15 protein-coding genes are annotated in these 17,367 nt (G+C 58.3%); 8 read left to right on the top strand and 7 right to left on the bottom strand.

The window, feature by feature from the left end; translation table 11 throughout:
- Positions 1 to 215 precede the first annotated feature (215 nt).
- Both AC3WJW_RS26990 and gorA read left to right on the top strand, forming a co-directional pair.
- Positions 216 to 1,730: an MFS transporter gene (locus AC3WJW_RS26990; RefSeq protein ID WP_493728105.1), complete on the top strand. Its 1,515-nt coding sequence runs from the start codon at positions 216 to 218 to the stop codon at positions 1,728 to 1,730.
- Positions 1,731 to 1,837: 107 nt separating this feature from the next.
- The gene (gorA, locus tag AC3WJW_RS26985) at positions 1,838 to 3,196 is read left to right on the top strand and encodes a glutathione-disulfide reductase (protein ID WP_493728104.1); all 1,359 of its coding nucleotides are present in this window, start codon (positions 1,838 to 1,840) and stop codon (positions 3,194 to 3,196) included.
- Here gorA and AC3WJW_RS26980 read toward each other — a convergent pair.
- Positions 3,193 to 4,203: a DNA-binding protein gene (locus AC3WJW_RS26980; protein WP_493728103.1), complete on the bottom strand. Its 1,011-nt coding sequence runs from the start codon at positions 4,201 to 4,203 to the stop codon at positions 3,193 to 3,195. The two genes, gorA and AC3WJW_RS26980, sit on opposite strands and share 4 nt — an antisense overlap.
- 296 nt (positions 4,204 to 4,499) lie before the next feature.
- Here AC3WJW_RS26980 and AC3WJW_RS26975 point away from each other — a divergent pair, with 296 nt between their 5' ends.
- From AC3WJW_RS26975 to ahpF, 3 genes are all read left to right on the top strand, one after another.
- A complete protein-coding gene (locus AC3WJW_RS26975; RefSeq protein WP_493728102.1) occupies positions 4,500 to 5,438 on the top strand; it encodes a site-specific integrase in 939 nt (312 codons plus the stop codon).
- Between the two features lie 138 nt (positions 5,439 to 5,576).
- Entirely contained in the window at positions 5,577 to 6,140 is a 564-nt protein-coding gene (gene ahpC, locus AC3WJW_RS26970) for an alkyl hydroperoxide reductase subunit C (RefSeq protein ID WP_007975937.1), read from the top strand.
- Positions 6,141 to 6,272: 132 nt separating this feature from the next.
- Positions 6,273 to 7,835: an alkyl hydroperoxide reductase subunit F gene (gene ahpF / locus AC3WJW_RS26965; RefSeq protein WP_493728101.1), complete on the top strand. Its 1,563-nt coding sequence runs from the start codon at positions 6,273 to 6,275 to the stop codon at positions 7,833 to 7,835.
- Between the two features lie 255 nt (positions 7,836 to 8,090).
- Here ahpF and gloA read toward each other — a convergent pair whose 3' ends face one another.
- Positions 8,091 to 8,612 carry a lactoylglutathione lyase gene (gloA, locus tag AC3WJW_RS26960; protein WP_095966630.1) on the bottom strand — a complete coding sequence of 174 codons (522 nt, stop codon included), beginning with the start codon at positions 8,610 to 8,612 and terminating at the stop codon, positions 8,091 to 8,093.
- A gap of 144 nt (positions 8,613 to 8,756) precedes the next feature.
- On the opposite strand from gloA, the gene AC3WJW_RS26955 reads away from it, so the two are divergent.
- On the top strand, positions 8,757 to 9,275 hold the full coding sequence (locus tag AC3WJW_RS26955) for a DUF4946 domain-containing protein (protein ID WP_493728100.1): 519 nt from the start codon (positions 8,757 to 8,759) through the stop codon (positions 9,273 to 9,275).
- A 163-nt stretch (positions 9,276 to 9,438) separates the two neighbouring features.
- Here AC3WJW_RS26955 and AC3WJW_RS26950 read toward each other — a convergent pair whose 3' ends face one another.
- The 3 genes from AC3WJW_RS26950 to AC3WJW_RS26940 all read right to left on the bottom strand — a co-directional run bounded on the left by AC3WJW_RS26950 (position 9,439) and on the right by AC3WJW_RS26940 (position 12,567).
- Positions 9,439 to 9,804, bottom strand: a complete 366-nt coding sequence (locus tag AC3WJW_RS26950; protein WP_008075430.1) for a histone-like nucleoid-structuring protein, MvaT/MvaU family — start codon at positions 9,802 to 9,804, stop codon at positions 9,439 to 9,441.
- A gap of 233 nt (positions 9,805 to 10,037) precedes the next feature.
- The gene (locus AC3WJW_RS26945; RefSeq protein ID WP_493728099.1) at positions 10,038 to 11,570 is read right to left on the bottom strand and encodes an EAL domain-containing protein; all 1,533 of its coding nucleotides are present in this window, start codon (positions 11,568 to 11,570) and stop codon (positions 10,038 to 10,040) included.
- 124 nt (positions 11,571 to 11,694) lie between these two features.
- On the bottom strand, positions 11,695 to 12,567 hold the full coding sequence (locus tag AC3WJW_RS26940; protein WP_493728098.1) for a LysR family transcriptional regulator: 873 nt from the start codon (positions 12,565 to 12,567) through the stop codon (positions 11,695 to 11,697).
- 78 nt (positions 12,568 to 12,645) lie between these two features.
- On the opposite strand from AC3WJW_RS26940, the gene AC3WJW_RS26935 reads away from it, so the two are divergent.
- Positions 12,646 to 13,590, top strand: a complete 945-nt coding sequence (locus AC3WJW_RS26935; RefSeq protein WP_493728097.1) for a DMT family transporter — start codon at positions 12,646 to 12,648, stop codon at positions 13,588 to 13,590.
- A 250-nt stretch (positions 13,591 to 13,840) separates the two neighbouring features.
- Positions 13,841 to 14,917, top strand: coding sequence for a 4-hydroxyphenylpyruvate dioxygenase (gene hppD / locus AC3WJW_RS26930; protein WP_007979060.1), 1,077 nt, complete (start codon positions 13,841 to 13,843; stop codon positions 14,915 to 14,917).
- A gap of 126 nt (positions 14,918 to 15,043) precedes the next feature.
- Here the strand turns inward: hppD and rarD are convergent, their stop codons facing one another.
- Together rarD and AC3WJW_RS26920 are read right to left on the bottom strand one after the other, a co-directional pair.
- Positions 15,044 to 15,925, bottom strand: coding sequence for an EamA family transporter RarD (rarD, locus tag AC3WJW_RS26925; RefSeq protein ID WP_493728096.1), 882 nt, complete (start codon positions 15,923 to 15,925; stop codon positions 15,044 to 15,046).
- Positions 15,926 to 16,122: 197 nt separating this feature from the next.
- Positions 16,123 to 17,136, bottom strand: coding sequence for an aldo/keto reductase (locus tag AC3WJW_RS26920; RefSeq protein WP_493728095.1), 1,014 nt, complete (start codon positions 17,134 to 17,136; stop codon positions 16,123 to 16,125).
- Positions 17,137 to 17,367: the final 231 nt, after the last annotated feature.

Raw genomic sequence — 17,367 nt, 5'->3', positions numbered from 1 at the left:
GGGGGCGAGAAGGTAGGCATCACCTGACATCCATCGGTAGGCGCTGCGAAAGAAAATCCTGATTTGTTAATGGCAGGGGCAAACGATGATTGTTGCGGCTAAAAACCTTTGTATTAAATGTGATGTATCAGACCCGGCTTGCTCGGCGTGACTAATGTCACGTGAACGGCGGGCTTAAAGTCGCTGGGGGTTTATGAGGAAATGGAGTTTCGAGAATGGCGTTAAAAGGATGCGTGACCCTAAAGCGGTGGTTGGCTCTAAGCGTATTGATGCTACCGGTACTGCTGGTAACAATTGACAATACGGTACTTGGATTCGCGTTGCCAAAAATTGCCGAGGCCCTGCGTCCGAGCGCTAGCCAGCAGTTGTGGATGATTGATGCTTATTCGCTGGTATTGGCGGGGTTGCTGGTGTCGATGGGTAGTTTGGGAGATCGAGTCGGCCATCGTAAGTTGTTGCTGGCCGGATCCTTGGGTTTTGCCATTGTGTCGGCGCTAACCGCGTATTCCGATACCGCCACGCAACTGATTGCCGGGCGAGCTTGTATGGGCGTTTTCGGTGCAATGCTGATGCCCTCGACGCTGGCGTTGATACGTTCGGTGTTCGAGGACCGAGAAGAACGCAGACTGGCAGTCGCGATCTGGGCAACGACGTTGACGGTCGGTTCGGCACTCGGTCCTTTGGTGGGCGGGGTGTTGCTGGAATTCTTCAGTTGGGGATCGATTTTCCTGTTGGCGGTGCCCGTGTTGGTACCACTGCTGGTATTGGGGCCACTGTTATTGCCCGAATCCGGGCGAGATGCTTCAGGACCGTTGGATCCGATAAGCATTCTGCAATCGATGGTAGCTCTTGGTGCCATTGTTTATGGCATTAAACACAGCGCCAGTAATGGTATCGACTGGATGGTGCTGGCAGCATTTGCTGTAGGCGCAGTTGCGGGCTGGATGTTTGTGTGTCGACAGTTACGTCTGCCAGTGCCGCTGATGGACCTGAGTCTGTTCCGCAGTGGCACCTTTAGCGGCTCTGTCGCGATCAATTTGATGAGTCTCGCGTTTCTCGTCGGCTTCGTATTCTTTACCACTCAGTTCCTGCAGATCGTTCTTCAGATGTCGCCCTTGAGTGCTAGCCTCGCGTTGGTTCCTGGTCAGGTTATGGCGATTATAGTGGGGATGGCGGTCGTGCCAGTTGCACGGCGATTACAGGTGCATGTGCTGATACCGATTTTGATGGCGTTTGCTGGAGCGGCGTTTTTGCTGGTCGCCAGTATGGGCAGTAGCCTGACCGTTCTGGTGGTGGCTTTTGCCTTGCTGAACATTGGCGTGGGCGCGATCGCGACGGTGTCCAATGATGTGATTTTGTCTGCCGCACCGCCGGCAAAGGCAGGCGCCGCGTCGGCCATTAGCGAAACGGCCTATGAAGTGGGCGTAGTTTTGGGGACGACAGTGCTAGGTGGTGTCGTCACCGCCTACTATCGCGGTGCATTGCAGCTTCCGGGGTTCCTGAGCGAAGTGCAGATGATGCTGGCGAGTGAGACGCTGTCTGGCGCCTATCATGTGGCGGCAGACTTGTCGGGTGATCAAGCAAGGGAATTGATGGCGCAGGCGGGAAGGGCATTCGAAGGTGGAGTCGGTTTGGTTTCGTGGGTGACGTTCGGCTTGGCACTCATGGCGATTTTGATTGCTTGGCGCACTCTGCGGACACCGAAAACGCAATCCGCAGAGGGGCATTGATCGTAAACGAAGATTGGGTCGTGCATTGCCCGGCCCGAGCATTTCAGCACAATGCTTGCTCAGCGGCCGTCCGCAGGTATGCTGTTGGCCTGCCGAGGAGATTGAAAATGGCCTACGATTTTGACCTTTATGTGATTGGTGCCGGTTCCGGCGGTGTGCGGGCTGCGCGGTTTGCCGCCGGGTTTGGCGCGAAAGTGGCGGTGGCCGAGAGTCGCTACCTGGGCGGCACCTGTGTGAACGTCGGCTGCGTGCCGAAAAAATTGCTGGTTTACGGTGCGCACTTCGCCGAGGACTTCGAGCAGGCGTCCGGTTTTGGCTGGAGCCTGGATGAAGCGCAGTTCGATTGGGCGACGCTGATCGCCAACAAGGACCGCGAGATCAATCGCCTCAATGGCATTTATCGCAACCTGCTGGTCAACAGCGGCGTGACCTTGCATGAGGGGCACGCGAAGATCGTCGATCCGCATCAGGTCGAGATCAATGGCGAGCGCTTTACCGCGAAGAACATCCTGATCGCGACCGGCGGCTGGCCACAGATTCCGGAGATTCCGGGGCACGAGCATGCCATCAGTTCCAACCAGGCATTCTTCCTCAAAGAGCTGCCCAAGCGGGTGTTGGTGGTGGGCGGTGGCTACATTGCCGTCGAGTTCGCCGGGATCTTCCATGGACTGGGTGCCGAGACCACGTTGCTGTATCGCGGCGAACTGTTCCTGCGCGGCTTTGACGGTTCCGTGCGCAAGCATTTGCAGGAAGAGTTGACCAAGCGCGGCATGGACCTGCAATTCAATGCGGACATCGAGCGCATCGACAAGCAGGTCGATGGCAGCCTGAAAGTCACGCTCAAGGACGGCCGCCAGCTGGAAGCCGACTGTGTGTTCTACGCCACCGGGCGTCGTCCGATGCTGGACAATCTCGGGCTGGAAAACACCGGGGTCAAGCTCGACAAGAAGGGCTTTGTCGAGGTTGATGAGCTGTATCAGACCGCCGAGCCGTCGATCCTGGCGCTGGGTGATGTGATCGGCCGTGTTCAACTGACGCCGGTCGCGCTGGCTGAAGGCATGGCGGTTGCGCGCCGCTTGTTCAAGCCTGAGCAGTATCGTGCGGTGGATTACAAGATGATCCCGACGGCGGTGTTCAGCCTACCGAACATCGGCACCGTCGGTTTGACCGAAGAGGAGGCCCGCGAAGCCGGCCACGACGTGCAGATCTTCGAAAGCCGCTTCCGGCCAATGAAGCTGACCCTGACAGAATGCCAGGAGCGCACGCTGATGAAGCTGGTGGTGGATGCCAGGACCGACAAGGTATTGGGTTGCCACATGGTCGGCCCGGAGGCCGGTGAGATCGTGCAGGGCCTGGCGATTGCCTTGAAGGCCGGTGCCACCAAACGCGACTTCGACGAAACCATCGGCGTGCACCCGACGGCCGCCGAAGAGTTCGTCACCATGCGCACGCCGGTCGCCGGTTAATCGTCCTTCGCTGCGTCTGCCGCTGCCGCAAGGGTCGCGGCCAGACGTACGCGTTCTTCCAGATCCGTCCGGGTCCTGGTCAGTTCAATTTCCAATGACTTGTTGAGCTGCGACTGCTCCTCGACGTTCTGTTTGAGCGCCTGACTTTCCAGCAGGGCGACGCGCAGGCGTTCCTGGAGGAGGGTGCGCTCGCCGTCGACGCGGGTGGCCTGTTCCAGCAACTGATCCTGGCGGGTATTGCTTTGCTTGAGCTGTTCCTGCAGCAAGCTCAGCTCGCGCAGCGTGCCACGGTTTTCAGTCAGCAAGCGTTCGTTGTCGCGGTGCAACTGGGTGATTTCATCCTGGCGTACCAGCGCGCTTTGTTGTGCCTGGCGCAGTTCCATCTGTAGCTGTTGCACCTGGCCTTCGTGGCGACTCATTTCCTGTTCGCGCTGCTCCTTGACCGCATTGCGGTAGTGCTCCAGTGCGTCGCGAGTGTGCAGGTGCTTTTCCTCAAGGGAGCGGATCTGCTCGTCCTTGTCTTTCAAACGCAATTCGAAATCGGCCAGTGCCTGGTTCATCCCGGCGTTACGGGTTTGCTCCGTTTGCAGTGTGGCGCGGGTTTCTTGCAGGGCCTCGGATTCCTGAGTCAGTGCCAGGCTCTGGAACTCATATTGCTGGTGCAGTTCGCTGTTGGCCTCTTGCGCTTCGCTGAGCTGATTCTCCAGCGCCTTGCGTTGTTCCTCGTACTGCGTGCGCGCCTGGTCGATGGGCTCCTGCGCCTGCTCCTTGAGTCTTTGGGCGAGCCGCGCCACCAGCGCCATCAGTTCGTCGTCAATCGGTTCCGCGGGCGCTTCGACTGTCTCGGTCCTGTCATCGAGCTCTTTGAGGTAGCGATGAATCGTGGTTTTCGAGCCGGTATTGCCCATTTCGATCCGTACGGCATCGATGCTGGGGTTTTCGCCACGGGCGAGGATCGCCAACCGAGCGGCTTGCACCACCGCTTTATTTACACCGCCGCGTGCCATGAGATCTCCCGGGTTTTGTTGATGTGGTACGTACCACGTAAAAACACATTGTACCATTCAATTGATAAAGTTAAATGCTGAATCTATTTAACACGGGATATACTGGTATTACCCCGTGTGATAGCAGTTTCGAGGTATTCCTCGCGCTATTTCCGTACACAAACCTCTGTAGGAGCGAGCTTGCTCGCGATGACCCCAAGACCGCCGCGGGGCATCTGCCAACCAGCGTCATCGTTAACGATTATCGCGAGCGAGCTCGCTCCTACAGTCAGTCGGTTAAAACAGGTTCATGCCCTATGAGCGATCTGGATCGCTATCTGCAAGCCGCGACTCGCGACAACACCCGTCGCAGCTATCGGGCAGCCATCGAACACTTCGAAGTCACGTGGGGCGGATTTCTGCCGGCAACCGGCGACAGCGTGGCGCGCTACCTGGTGGCGCATGCCGGGGTGTTGTCGATCAATACGCTGAAGCTGCGCTTGTCGGCCTTGGCGCAGTGGCACAACAGCCAGGGTTTTGCCGATCCCACCAAGGCGCCGATGGTGCGCAAGGTGTTCAAGGGCATCCGCGCGTTGCACCCGGCCCAGGAAAAACAGGCCGAACCCTTGCAGCTTCAACACCTGGAGCAGGTGGTCAGTCGTCTGGAGCTGGAAGTGCAAATCGCAAAGGCCGAAGGCGACCGCCCGGGGTTGCTGCGAGCCAGGCGCGACATGGCGTTGATCCTGCTGGGCTTCTGGCGCGGCTTTCGCAGCGACGAGTTGTGCAGGGTTCAGGTTGAACACGTGCAGGCCAGTGCCGGTTCCGGCATCAGCCTCTATCTGCCGCGCAGCAAGAGTGATCGCGACAACCTCGGCAAGACTTATCAGACGCCGGCCTTGCAGCGTTTGTGTCCGGTGCAGGCTTACATCGACTGGATCACCGAAGCGGCACTGGTGCGTGGGCCGGTGTTTCGTGGCATCGATCGCTGGGGGCATCTGGGCGAGGTGGGCTTGCACGCCAACAGCGTGATCCCCTTGTTGCGCCAGGCGTTGGCGCGCGCCGGCATTGCCGGCGAACTCTACACCAGCCATTCCTTGCGCCGCGGCTTTGCGACCTGGGCGCATCAAAGTGGCTGGGATCTGAAGTCGCTGATGAGTTATGTGGGCTGGAAGGACATGAAGTCGGCCATGCGTTACATCGAAGCCAGTCCATTCCTCGGGATGGCGCGGCTTACGGAAAAGCCCGTGTCACCCTAGATACCGTTTTCTTCTATTAATACAGCTGGCTAATAGCTAAAGCCAATCAGCAGCATCAGGTTTGCCAATGAGCCTTCCGTTCGTCGAGTGGGTAAAGTTCTCTCCATCAACTTCTTAACCCCTGACGGAGAGTCAACGATGCCTATCATCAACAGCCAAGTTAAACCGTTCAAAGCTGATGCATTCAAAAATGGCGACTTCGTAAAAGTCTCGGACGCCGACCTGAAAGGCAAGTGGTCTGTCGTGTTCTTCTACCCGGCCGACTTCACCTTCGTCTGCCCGACCGAGCTGGAAGACCTGGCTGACAACTACGACGCCTTCCAGAAGCTGGGCGTCGAGATCTACAGCGTTTCCACCGACACCCACTTTGCCCACGCTGCCTGGCACAACACTTCGCCAGCCATCGGCAAAATCCAGTACACCATGATCGGCGACCCGACCCACGCCATCTCCCGCAACTTCGACGTGCTGATCGAAGAAGCAGGCCTGGCGGACCGTGGCACCTTCGTGATCAACCCGGAAGGCCAGATCAAGATCGTTGAACTGAACGACGGCGGTGTAGGCCGTGACGCTTCCGAGCTGCTGCGCAAGATCAAGGCAGCCCAGTACGTCGCTGCTCACCCGGGCCAGGTTTGCCCAGCCAAGTGGAAAGAAGGCGAGGCCACTCTGGCGCCGTCCCTGGACCTGGTCGGCAAGATCTAAGTCTGTGATCGCACCATCAGGGCGGAACTCCGCACCTACTCGGTAAGCTGCACCGCCCAATAAAAACGCCCGGGCGAGATTCGCTCGGGCGTTTTTTTATGTCTTCGCAAAAGCAAAAAGGAAATCGCCCGTATGTTGGACACCAATCTTAAAGCCCAGTTGAAATCGTACCTGGAACGGGTCACTCAGCCGATCGAGATCGTTGCTTCCCTCGACGACGGTGCGAAATCCCAGGAAATGCTCGAACTGTTGAAAGACGTTGCCAGTCTTTCCACCCAGATTACTTTGCTCGACAACGGTGATGATGCACGCAAGCCATCGTTCTCGATCAATCGCCCGGGAGCCGACATCAGCCTGCGTTTTGCCGGCATCCCGATGGGCCATGAATTCACTTCGCTGGTGCTGGCCTTGCTGCAAGTTGGCGGTCATCCGTCCAAAGCCAGTGTCGAAGTGATCGAACAGATTCGCTCGCTCAAAGGCGAGTTCAACTTCGAAACTTACTTCTCGCTGTCGTGCCAGAACTGCCCGGACGTGGTCCAGGCGCTGAACCTGATGGCGGTACTTAACCCGAACATTCGCCACGTCGCCATCGACGGCGCGCTGTTCCAGGCTGAAGTCGATGAACGCCAGATCATGGCCGTGCCCAGCATCTACCTGAACGGCGTGAACTTCGGTCAGGGCCGCATGGGCCTGGAAGAAATCCTCGCCAAGATCGACACCAGCGGCATTGAACGCCAGGCCGAGAAAATCAGCGCCAAGGAAGCCTTTGACGTGTTGGTGGTCGGCGGTGGCCCGGCCGGTGCTTCGGCGGCCATCTATGCGGCCCGCAAAGGCATTCGCACTGGTGTCGCGGCCGAGCGTTTTGGTGGTCAGGTGCTGGACACCATGGCCATCGAAAACTTCATCTCGGTGCAGGAAACCGAAGGGCCGAAACTGGCCGTGGCCCTGGAAGAGCACGTCAAGCAGTACGACGTGGACATCATGAATCTGCAGCGTGCCGACAAGTTGGTGCCCGGCAAGAATGGCGAGTTGCACCAGATTCACTTCGCCAGCGGCGCATCGCTCAAAGCCAAGACCGTGATTCTGGCAACTGGAGCGCGCTGGCGTGAAATGAACGTCCCGGGCGAGCAGGAATACCGCAACAAAGGCGTGGCGTACTGCCCGCACTGCGACGGCCCGCTGTTCAAGGGTAAGCGCGTGGCAGTGATTGGCGGCGGTAACTCCGGCGTCGAGGCGGCCATCGACCTGGCGGGTATCGTGTCCCACGTCACGCTGCTGGAGTTCGACGTTCAGTTGCGCGCCGATGCGGTGTTGCAGCGCAAGTTGCACAGCCTGCCGAACGTCACCGTGATCACCAGTGCGCAAACCACTGAAGTCACCGGCGACGGTCAGAAGGTCAACGGCCTGCGCTACAAGGATCGCCAGAGCGACGAAGTGCGCAGTGTGGAGCTGGAAGGGATCTTTGTGCAGATCGGTTTGCTGCCCAATACCGATTGGCTCAAGGGCACCATTGAGCTGTCACCCCGTGGCGAGATCATCGTCGATGCTCGCGGTGAAACGTCGGTGCCGGGTGTGTTCGCCGCCGGCGACGTGACCACTGTGCCGTACAAGCAGATCGTGATCGCCGTGGGCGAGGGCGCCAAGGCTTCGCTAAGCGCCTTCGATCACCTGATCCGGACTTCCGCCCCGGCATAAGTCCCGGCGCTGAAAACACAAAACCCCATGAACGATCATGGGGTTTTTTGTGTCTTGCACATTACCAATGTGGGAGCGAGCTTGCTCGCGATGGTCGTCAACGATAACGCGGGTTGGCAGGTGCCCCGCGGTGTTCTCAGGTTTATCGCGAGCGAGCTCGCTCCTACAGAGGGGAGCGATCATGGGGTTTTTGTTTGGGTCAAAAGATCGCCGCTCTGTAGGAGCTGCCGCAGGCTGCGATCTTTTGATTTTGCTTTACAGCGGCGCTGGCTGAATGATCTCGACCCAGTAGGCGTCCGGGTCCTTGATGAATGCCAGGCTCTTCATGCGGCCATCGCTCAGGCGCTTCTGGAAATCGCAGCCCAGTGCTTCAAAGCGCTCGCAGGCGGCGACGATGTCCGGCACCGAGATGCAGATATGGCCGAAACCGCGCGGGTCGGTGTTGCCGTTGTGGTAGGCGAAGTCCGGGTCGTTCTCGGTGCCATGGTTGTGGGTCAGCTCCAGAATACCGGGGATCGATTTCATCCACTCGGTGCGCGCGGCGGCATCGGCCGGGATCTGGTTTTTGTCGACCAGCGCCAGGAAATACAGGCTGAACTCGGCTTCCGGGAAGTCGCGTTTTTCCACCAGGGTAAAACCCAGGATGCGTGTATAGAAGTCCAGGGACTTGGTGATGTCCTTGACCCGCAGCATGGTGTGGTTGAAGACAAACTTCTGCGTAGCGGTGTCCGGTTGGGCGGTGACGCCGGGGAAGGTGTTCAATTCGTGCAGGCTCATGGGCCCTCCGGGAAATATGTGGGCTAACGAATGGTGACAATGATACGCAAGGGTTCGGACATCACCAAACCCAAACAGTCGGCTATTGCCTGACAGCCGGCCTGGGCCCAGACTTTACGGCTTGATCCGTGAGTGCCGATTGCAATGATTCGATTCCGTAACCTGCTGTTTATCCTGCTGAGCGTGTGTTCGCTCGCGGGCGCTGCTCGTGCCGATGCGCCAGTGGTGACCTGGCCGCAAGGCTGGCAGATCGAAGACGTACCTGACTCAGCGTCGGGGGTCAGTCGCCAGCGGGCGGTGAAAAATGATCAGGATGGATCGCCGCTCCTGGTGATGGAACTGACCATGAGCCCGGTACAAAGCGATCATCAGGTAAACCTCGAAGGCGTATTGCTGGAGATGCGCAAGTCAGTTCAAAAAGACTTCTTTCAGGGTGGGTATCAAAGTGTCTGCACGCGAATTCATCCGACTACCTTGAGTCGATTGGCCGCGCTGGAAACAACCTGCACCGTCACGCAAAACGGCAGGCATGTGCTTTCGCAAACATTGGTGGCCGCGGTGGATGCCGATAAGGCCTATGTTTTTTCCTACGCAGGGCAGGCCGAGGCTTATAAGGCGAGCCAGGATGAAATAGACGCTGCCCGTAACAGCTTGAAACTTTAGTTGGCGACAGTGCTTTTTCGATGCATGAAAAAAATTTTAGATATCCAAATGGATTAAGCACAAAATAGTTGGCGGTCAGGTAGTTGTCTTGTGCTCGCCAAGGGCATTTAGATAACCCATGAAAAAGCCCTGCATAAGCAGGGCTTTTTTGTCGCCGCGAGAGTTAGCCGCGCAGCCAGGAGTCAACGGTGGCTGCACCGTACTGTTCTTTCCAGGCTTTCAGGCCGCGGTGATTGCCGCCCTTGGTTTCAATCAGCTCGCCGGTGTGCGGGTTCTGATAAACCTTGACCACGCGAGCGCGGCGGGTTTTCGGTGCTGCTGCCTGCTGCAGACCGGATTTTGCCGGGTTCGGGTCGAGAATGGCGATGATGTCGCGCAAACTCTTGCCATAGGTTTTCATCAAGCCCTGGAGCTTCTCTTCGAATTCGATTTCTTTCTTGAGCCCGGCATCGTTCTTCAGGGATTCCAACTGCTTGAGCTGTTCTTGAAGGGCCTTTTCGGCTGCACGAAATTCAGCGAGTCTGGACAATATCTTTACTCCAATAGTGTGTTTGGCTGATACCAACCGCAAACAAAGCTATAAGCCAAGAGCCTTGAAGCGACTCGGTGATAGTGGCTCACCTGCCAAATTAGCGCAGGCATGAAAAATTGTAGTAGTTAATTGGCCAAGAGTAAATCCTGTCTTTTTCTTCATGTAAGGGCAGTAGTGTCTTGATTCAAATCGATGCCTGTAGTCGTTGTTTTATCGATTAAATTTTCGAGTTAATGGTCGCTTAATGCACTAATGAATTCCGCGCCGGGCATGGGTTTGCCGAACAGATAACCCTGCAGGAAGTTGACCTGACGAGCGCTGAGGTAATCACTCTGCTCACGGGTTTCGACACCTTCGGCCACCAGGGCAAGGTCGAGTTTGACGGCCAGGTCGATGATGCTGTCGAGGATGTGGCTGGAGAGGGTGTCGATGCCGATCATGGCAACAAAACTCTGGTCTATTTTCAGGAAGTCGACATTGAACTGTCGCAGGTAGCCAAGGCTTGAATGACCCGTGCCGAAATCGTCGATGGCGATCTTCACGCCCAGTTCGCGAAGTTGCTCGAACAGTTGCAGGGTGATCGCCGTTGGCTCGATCAGTTCGCGTTCGGTCAGTTCCAGTATCAGGTAGATCGAGCCTGGCTCGAACGCATCGAGAAACTCGCGGCAATCCTTGACCAGGTCCAGGTCCTGACAATGGCTGGCGGTAATGTTGATGCCAATATGAAAGGGTTTGTTGAATCCGGCGGATTGCGGCGCGAGCAGGGCGGCGGTTTGTCGCATGAGCGAACGGGTCATCGGTACGATCAGTCCGGAGTGCTCGGCAAACGGGATGAACAGGTCCGGACGCACCAGGCCTTCCTTCGGATGTTTCCAGCGCATCAGCACTTCGGCACCGGACCAGCGTTTGCTGTCGCCATGCACCACGGGCTGGAAATACGGAATGAACTCTGCGGCTTCCAGTGCCCGTTGCATTTCCTGGGTGGGGGCCGATGAGCGCTTTTGCAGGAAGTGACCAATTGACCCGGCAATCACACCGAAGAAAATCAGCAGGCTGAACAGGGGGGGATACTCGCTGCTCATGTATCGCCAGGTTTCGCCTTCGGGGAAACCGGCTTCCACGGCAAAGGCATAGTGTCCGGAGGTCAAACGACTCTGGGCAACGGGTAGTTCAGGCGCGGCACCGGTGTGAACCTTGCCGTCGGCGGACATCCAGTCCGGGCCAACCTGCAGCACCAGCAAGGTCTGGCGGCCGATCAAGCGCAGAACGTTGCCCAAGTGATAACCATAGAGGGTCGTCAGCGCGCCTTTTTTTCCTTCGCTCAGGCGGTACACCAGCAAGGAGGCGTTGGGCGTCACCGGATTGCCGCTCATGAGCCACAAAGCGCCTTGGGTGTAGTCGCCGGGGCTGACCGTCTCCTGATAGTCGCCGAACAGCGAACTGCAATAGAGGTTGTTATCCCACACCAGACTGGTCGAGCGCACGAATGGGCGGCGGGTGACCTGCTCGCGCAGCGCCAGGTTGACCTCGCTGCAACGTTGACCAGCCATCGGCAGCAGTTCGCGAGCGGCCTGGGCGGTGTTGTCGAGCATCAAGTCGAACTGACGAACCGCTTCCTCGGCGGTTTTTTCGGTGTCTTGCTTGAGCGCCCGCCCTGCCTGCATATAAAGAATGGTCGCCCCCAGCAGCACCGGGAGTAATCCACTGAGCAGGGTGACAGCAATTTTCGTGCTGCGACTGCGGGTTTTGGCTTTCAGCGGCATTCGCGAATCCCGTCACGAAGAAGTAAGGCTCTCAACAGCTGGCAGGGCAATACGCCTCCCATAAAGAGTTCGGGTAATGGCCATGATAGTTGGCCCTTGGTCGTTATGCTGGTAGCTATGCCGCTCAACGCAGGTCGAGGCTTGCGGCCAGTTCGATAAAGGCCAGCGTCGCGGGTGATGCCTGGCGTCGATCGAGTACCGCCAGGCCGACCTGGCGCACCACCGTCGGCGACAGCGGTTTTTTCACATAGCGGCTGTCTGATTGATGGGGCAATGAACCTTCGGCGACTACCGTCACCCCGTCGCCACGAGCGACGACATCGAGGGTGCTCATCAGCTGTGAGCAGCGATAACGGATGTTGGGCGTCAGTCGGGCCGCAGTGAACAGGCGGGAAACCAGCTCCGAAGAACCGGCCTCGGTCAGCACAAACGGGACGTCGCACAGGTCCTTCAGGTTCAGGCTGTCGTGAACCGCCAGCGGGTGGTCGGCGGGCAGCAGCGCGACCATCTGGTCTTCGATCAGCGCGACAGTGTCGAAACGCTCCTCGGGCAACACCACGAAGCCGATGTCGATCCGTCGCTCCTCCAGCCACTGCAGCACCTGGCGGTCAGGGCCTTCGTCGATATGCACTTCTATGCCGGGATGGGCGGCGCGGTACTGCTGCAGAATCAACGGCAACAATTTGATCGATGAAGTCGGCCCGAACGAGCCGATACGCAGCGTGCCGCGTTTCATGCCCCGCGCATCGGCCGCTTCCTGGCGCAGGGTGTTGGCCAGGCCCAGCATCGCGCGGGCGCGCAGCAGCAACTGCTGGCCAATGTCGCTTGGCTCGACCCGGGTTTGATGCCGGCGCAACAACTCGACCCCCAGTTCCTGCTCCAAAGACTTCAAGGCATGGGATACCGCCGATTGGGAAATGCCCAGGCGATTGGCCGCTGGCGTGAAGCCGTGGAGTTCGGCCACGAGGGAGAAAATCTCCAGTTGAGTGAGGGTCATGAGTGTTTGCTCATTTTACGATGACTAGATATTAGTTGAATGATAGATCATCTCTCCGATATCCGACCCTGGAATCTTATGACGATCTGTGAGCAAACCCTGTCAAAACCCTCGGATCTGCCGGTGTATCTGAAACTGGCGGGCGTCAGCATGGTATGGGGCGGCACCTTCGTTGCCGGACGCTTTCTGGCCGACGGCCTCAGCCCGTTGCTGGCTGCCAGCCTGCGGTTTTTACTGGCCAGCGTGGCATTGCTGCTGTTTGTACGCATAGCGCGGATACCGCTGCTCCGGCCCGGCGCCCGGCAATGGCTGCAATTGGTCTTGCTTGGCTTTTTCGGGATCTTCTTCTACAACCTGTGCTTCTTTTATGGCCTGCATTACATCAACGCTTCACGGGCATCCTTGATCGTCGCGCTGAACCCGGCGGTGATCGGGCTGGCTTCCTGGTTGCTGTTCAAGGAGCGTTTGAACCGGGCGAAAGTCGCCGGTATCGCGATCTGCATGGCGGGCGCGAGCATGGTGATCGTCAGTCGCAACCCGCAATTACTGGCCGCCGGTACCGATGCCTGGATCGGCGATCTGCTGATTTTCGGCTGCGTGCTCGGCTGGGGCGTCTACTCGCTGTGCTCCAGAGAGCTGAACCAGACCCTGGGACCGGTGCAAACGGTGACCTGGTCGATTCTGCTGGGTACCGTCATGCTCTGGATGACCTGCCTTGCCCGTGGCGAGGTGAGTGTCACCGCGATCACCCACCTGGGTGCGCAGCAATGGTTGAGCCTTTTGTACCTCGGCGTGCTGGGTTCGGCGCTGGCGTACATTGGCTACTACGACGGCATCCGCAAAATCGGTGCGACGCGATCCGGGGTGTTCATCGCCTTGAACCCGTTGACAGCGGTGATCCTGGGGGCGCTGTTGCTCGATGAGCCGTTGACGCTGGCCATGTGCCTGGGGGGCGGGCTGATACTGGCGGGGATTTTCCTCTGCAACAAACCCCTTGCGCGGGTAAGGAAAAAGGGGATTTGATACAGAAGGCGGACAAATTGATTTACGCTGTGTAGAATCGGTTTACGCATACAATAATAATCGTCTTCTGGCAGCAGAAGCCTCGCCCGCAAGAGCCTTGGGTCGACAATGAAGATATTCGGGTTTCAACTGATCTACGGTGATTTTCTCGCCCGCAGTGTGCGAGGCATCTCCTGTGCGCCACCCAGCGGTCTCAGCATTGCTTACAACTAACCTTAGTTAATTGATAAAAAATGATGAGGCGCCAACCATGGCAGATTTATACGAAAACCCAATGGGCCTGATGGGCTTTGAATTCATCGAGCTCGCATCGCCGACCCCGAACACCCTGGAGCCGATCTTCGAGATCATGGGCTTCACCAAGGTCGCGACCCACCGCTCCAAGGACGTGCACCTGTATCGTCAGGGCGCGATCAACCTGATCCTCAACAACGAACCCCACAGCGTCGCCTCGTACTTTGCGGCCGAGCACGGCCCGTCGGTGTGCGGCATGGCGTTCCGCGTCAAGGATTCGCAGAAAGCCTACAAGCGTGCCCTGGAACTCGGCGCCCAGCCGATCCACATCGAAACCGGCCCGATGGAGCTGAACCTGCCGGCGATCAAAGGCATCGGCGGCGCGCCGCTGTACCTGATCGACCGTTTCGGTGAAGGCAGCTCGATCTATGACATCGACTTCGTGTTCATCGAAGGCGTTGACCGCCACCCGGTCGGTGCCGGCCTGAAGATCATCGATCACTTGACCCATAACGTGTATCGCGGTCGCATGGCCTACTGGGCCAACTTCTACGAGAAGCTGTTCAACTTCCGCGAAATCCGCTACTTCGACATCAAGGGCGAGTACACCGGCCTGACCTCCAAGGCCATGACCGCACCCGATGGCATGATCCGCATCCCGCTGAACGAAGAATCGTCCAAGGGCGCCGGGCAGATCGAAGAGTTCCTGATGCAGTTCAACGGTGAGGGCATCCAGCACGTTGCCTTCCTGTCCGATGACCTGCTCAAGACCTGGGATCACCTGAAAAGCATCGGCATGCGCTTCATGACCGCACCGCCGGACACCTACTACGAAATGCTCGAAGGCCGTTTGCCGAACCACGGCGAACCGGTCGGCGAACTGCAGGCACGTGGCATCTTGCTGGACGGTTCGTCCGAGTCGGGCGACAAGCGTCTGCTGTTGCAGATCTTCTCGGAAACCCTGATGGGTCCGGTGTTCTTCGAGTTCATCCAGCGCAAGGGTGACGACGGTTTCGGCGAAGGCAACTTCAAGGCGCTGTTCGAATCCATCGAGCGTGACCAGGTTCGTCGTGGCGTGTTGTCCACGGACTAAACCATTACGCCGATAAACCTGTGGGAGCGAGCTTGCTCGCGATGACGGTGAGTCAGTCAACATTGATGTTGAATGTACAACCGCTATCGCGAGCAAGCTCGCTCCCACATTGTTTTGTGTCGGTGATTAAGGCCTACGCTGTCGCACCAAGTGCTTGAACCCTTCAAACACCAGCACCAGCACCGCCATCCAGATCGGGATGTAGGTCAGCCATTCGCCGGCCTTGATACTCTCTCCCAACAGCAGCGCCACGCCCAGCAACAACACCGGTTCGACGTAGCTCAACAAGCCGAACAGGCTGAACGGCAGCAGGCGACTGGCAATGATGTAGACCACCAGCGCCGACGCGCTGATCACGCCGAGCAGCGGTATCAGCAGCGACAACCATGGATGCTGGTCAAACACGCCAAAACCCTGTGCACCGCTCTGAACGAACCAGAAGGCTACGGGCAGCGTCAACGCCATGTCCAGCCACAAGCCGCCGAGGTTGTCCGCTGCCAGCCGCTTGCGCAGAACGAAGTAAGTCGGGTAACCAATGCAGACCAGCAAGGTCGCCCAGGAAAAACCACCGACCTGATACACCTCGTTGACCACGCCCAGGCAGGCGAACACCACGGCGACCTTTTGCAGGTACGACAGGCGTTCGCCATAGGCGATCCGCCCGGTCAACACCATGGTCAGCGGCAGCAGGAAATAGCCGAGGGATACATCCAGGCTGTAACCGTTCAGCGGCGCCCACATGAACAGCCACAATTGCACGCCGAGCAGGGCAGAGGAGGCGATCAGCGCGCCAATCAGCTTCGGATCGGCCAGGGCGCGCCGTACGATCTCCAGCACGCGCTTCCACTCGCCGGACACCACCATGAACACGGTCATGCACGGCACGGTCAGCAGCATGCGCCAACCGAAGATTTCCACGCCGCTCAAGGGGGTGAGCAGCGACGTGTAGTAATACATGACGGCAAACAGCACCGAGGCTGAAACCGATAGAGCGATACCTTTAGACAAGCTGTCCTCGCGAGGTTGAAGGTGAAACGGGGGGGCGGAGGATACGTGGTTTTCGAGACGAATATTGACCAATCAATCAATACAGCCCAACTGTGGGAGCGAGCCTGCTCGCGAAGGCGTTGTGTCAGTCAGCATTGTTGTGGCTGACACTCCGCCTTCGCGAGCAAGCTCGCTCCCACAATGGGTTATCTGTTCACTCAGTTGTTACGCGGTGTACGCCCCGACACAAAATGGCTCACATCATTGAACCCCGGTGTCGACGCATGCCCCGGTGTCACCAGCGAATCGATGAACGCCTCGTCCTCGGCCGTGATCTTCACCGCCTGCGCCTTAGTGTAGGCGTCCCATTGCGCTTCGGTACGCGGCCCGACAATGGCCGAGGTCACGGCGCTGTTGTTCAGCACCCAGGCAATCGCGAACTCGACGATGCCGACACCGCGCTCCTGGGTGTATTGCTGGATCTGCTGGGCGATGCGCAGGGATTCGACGCGCCATTCAGTTTCCAGGATGCGTTTGTCCTGGCGACCGGCACGGCTGTTGGCGTCCGGTTTCACATCCGGCGCGTACTTGCCGCTGAGCACTCCGCGCGCCAGCGGGCTGTAGGGCACCACACCCAGACCGTAGTTTTGCGCAGCGGTGATCTGCTCGGTTTCAGCCTGGCGGTTGACGATGTTGTACAGCGGCTGGCTGATCACCGGCCGGTCGACGCCGAGCCTGTCAGCCACGCGAATCACTTCGGCGATGCGCCAGCCACGATAATTGGACAGGCCCCAATAGCGGATCTTGCCCTGGCGAATCAAGTCGCCAATGGCCGAGACCGTGACGTCCAGCGGCGTGTTGTGGTCTTCGCGGTGCAGGTAGTAGATGTCCAGATAGTCGGTGCCCAGGCGCGTCAGGCTGGCATCGATGCCATTGAACAGATGCTTGCGGCTCAGGCCGCTGCGGTTGGGCACACCGTCCACGGGACCGAAGCCGACCTTGGTGGCCAACACCCATTCATGACGGCGGCTGGCGATGGCCTCGCCGACGATTTCCTCGGAGCGGCCGTTGGTATAGACGTCGGCGGTGTCGATGAAATTGATGCCCTGGTCCCAGGCCTTGTCGATGATCCGCAGGGAATCTTCGGTACTGGTCTGTTCGCCGAACATCATCGTGCCCAGGGTCAGGGTGGACACCTGCAGACCCGAATGACCCAGTGTGCGATAGCTCATGAGCAAATCCTTTTACCGGTGGGAAAGGCTCAATCAGATACCAGAATCGCTTTGTGGGGCAAACCGAATTATCCGGTCAACGCTAAAAACCTTGTGGGAGCGAGCCTGCTCGCGAAAGCGGCGTGTCAGTCAGCATTGATGTCGCTGACACTCTGCCTTCGCGAGCAGGCTCGCTCCCACAAGGGTGGTGGTGCTTAGGCGCGCAACGTACGAGTCATGCGCAACGCCAGC

Source organism: Pseudomonas sp. GW821-FHT07G06 (assembly GCF_058986625.1).
Note: the sequence above shows the minus strand (reverse complement) of the source record. Positions and strands in the feature narration are given on the sequence as shown.

Excerpts from the sequence above, each read along its gene's own strand:
- AC3WJW_RS26990 (WP_493728105.1), top strand. The coding sequence starts at position 216 with ATGGCGTTAAAAGGATGCGTGACCCTAAAGCGGTGGTTGGCTCTAAGC.
- gorA (WP_493728104.1), top strand. The coding sequence starts at position 1,838 with ATGGCCTACGATTTTGACCTTTATGTGATTGGTGCCGGTTCCGGCGGT.
- AC3WJW_RS26980 (WP_493728103.1), bottom strand. The coding sequence starts at position 4,203 with ATGGCACGCGGCGGTGTAAATAAAGCGGTGGTGCAAGCCGCTCGGTTG.
- AC3WJW_RS26975 (WP_493728102.1), top strand. The coding sequence starts at position 4,500 with ATGAGCGATCTGGATCGCTATCTGCAAGCCGCGACTCGCGACAACACC.
- ahpC (WP_007975937.1), top strand. The coding sequence starts at position 5,577 with ATGCCTATCATCAACAGCCAAGTTAAACCGTTCAAAGCTGATGCATTC.
- ahpF (WP_493728101.1), top strand. The coding sequence starts at position 6,273 with ATGTTGGACACCAATCTTAAAGCCCAGTTGAAATCGTACCTGGAACGG.
- gloA (WP_095966630.1), bottom strand. The coding sequence starts at position 8,612 with ATGAGCCTGCACGAATTGAACACCTTCCCCGGCGTCACCGCCCAACCG.
- AC3WJW_RS26955 (WP_493728100.1), top strand. The coding sequence starts at position 8,757 with ATGATTCGATTCCGTAACCTGCTGTTTATCCTGCTGAGCGTGTGTTCG.
- AC3WJW_RS26945 (WP_493728099.1), bottom strand. The coding sequence starts at position 11,570 with ATGCCGCTGAAAGCCAAAACCCGCAGTCGCAGCACGAAAATTGCTGTC.
- AC3WJW_RS26940 (WP_493728098.1), bottom strand. The coding sequence starts at position 12,567 with ATGACCCTCACTCAACTGGAGATTTTCTCCCTCGTGGCCGAACTCCAC.
- AC3WJW_RS26935 (WP_493728097.1), top strand. The coding sequence starts at position 12,646 with ATGACGATCTGTGAGCAAACCCTGTCAAAACCCTCGGATCTGCCGGTG.
- hppD (WP_007979060.1), top strand. The coding sequence starts at position 13,841 with ATGGCAGATTTATACGAAAACCCAATGGGCCTGATGGGCTTTGAATTC.
- AC3WJW_RS26920 (WP_493728095.1), bottom strand. The coding sequence starts at position 17,136 with ATGAGCTATCGCACACTGGGTCATTCGGGTCTGCAGGTGTCCACCCTG.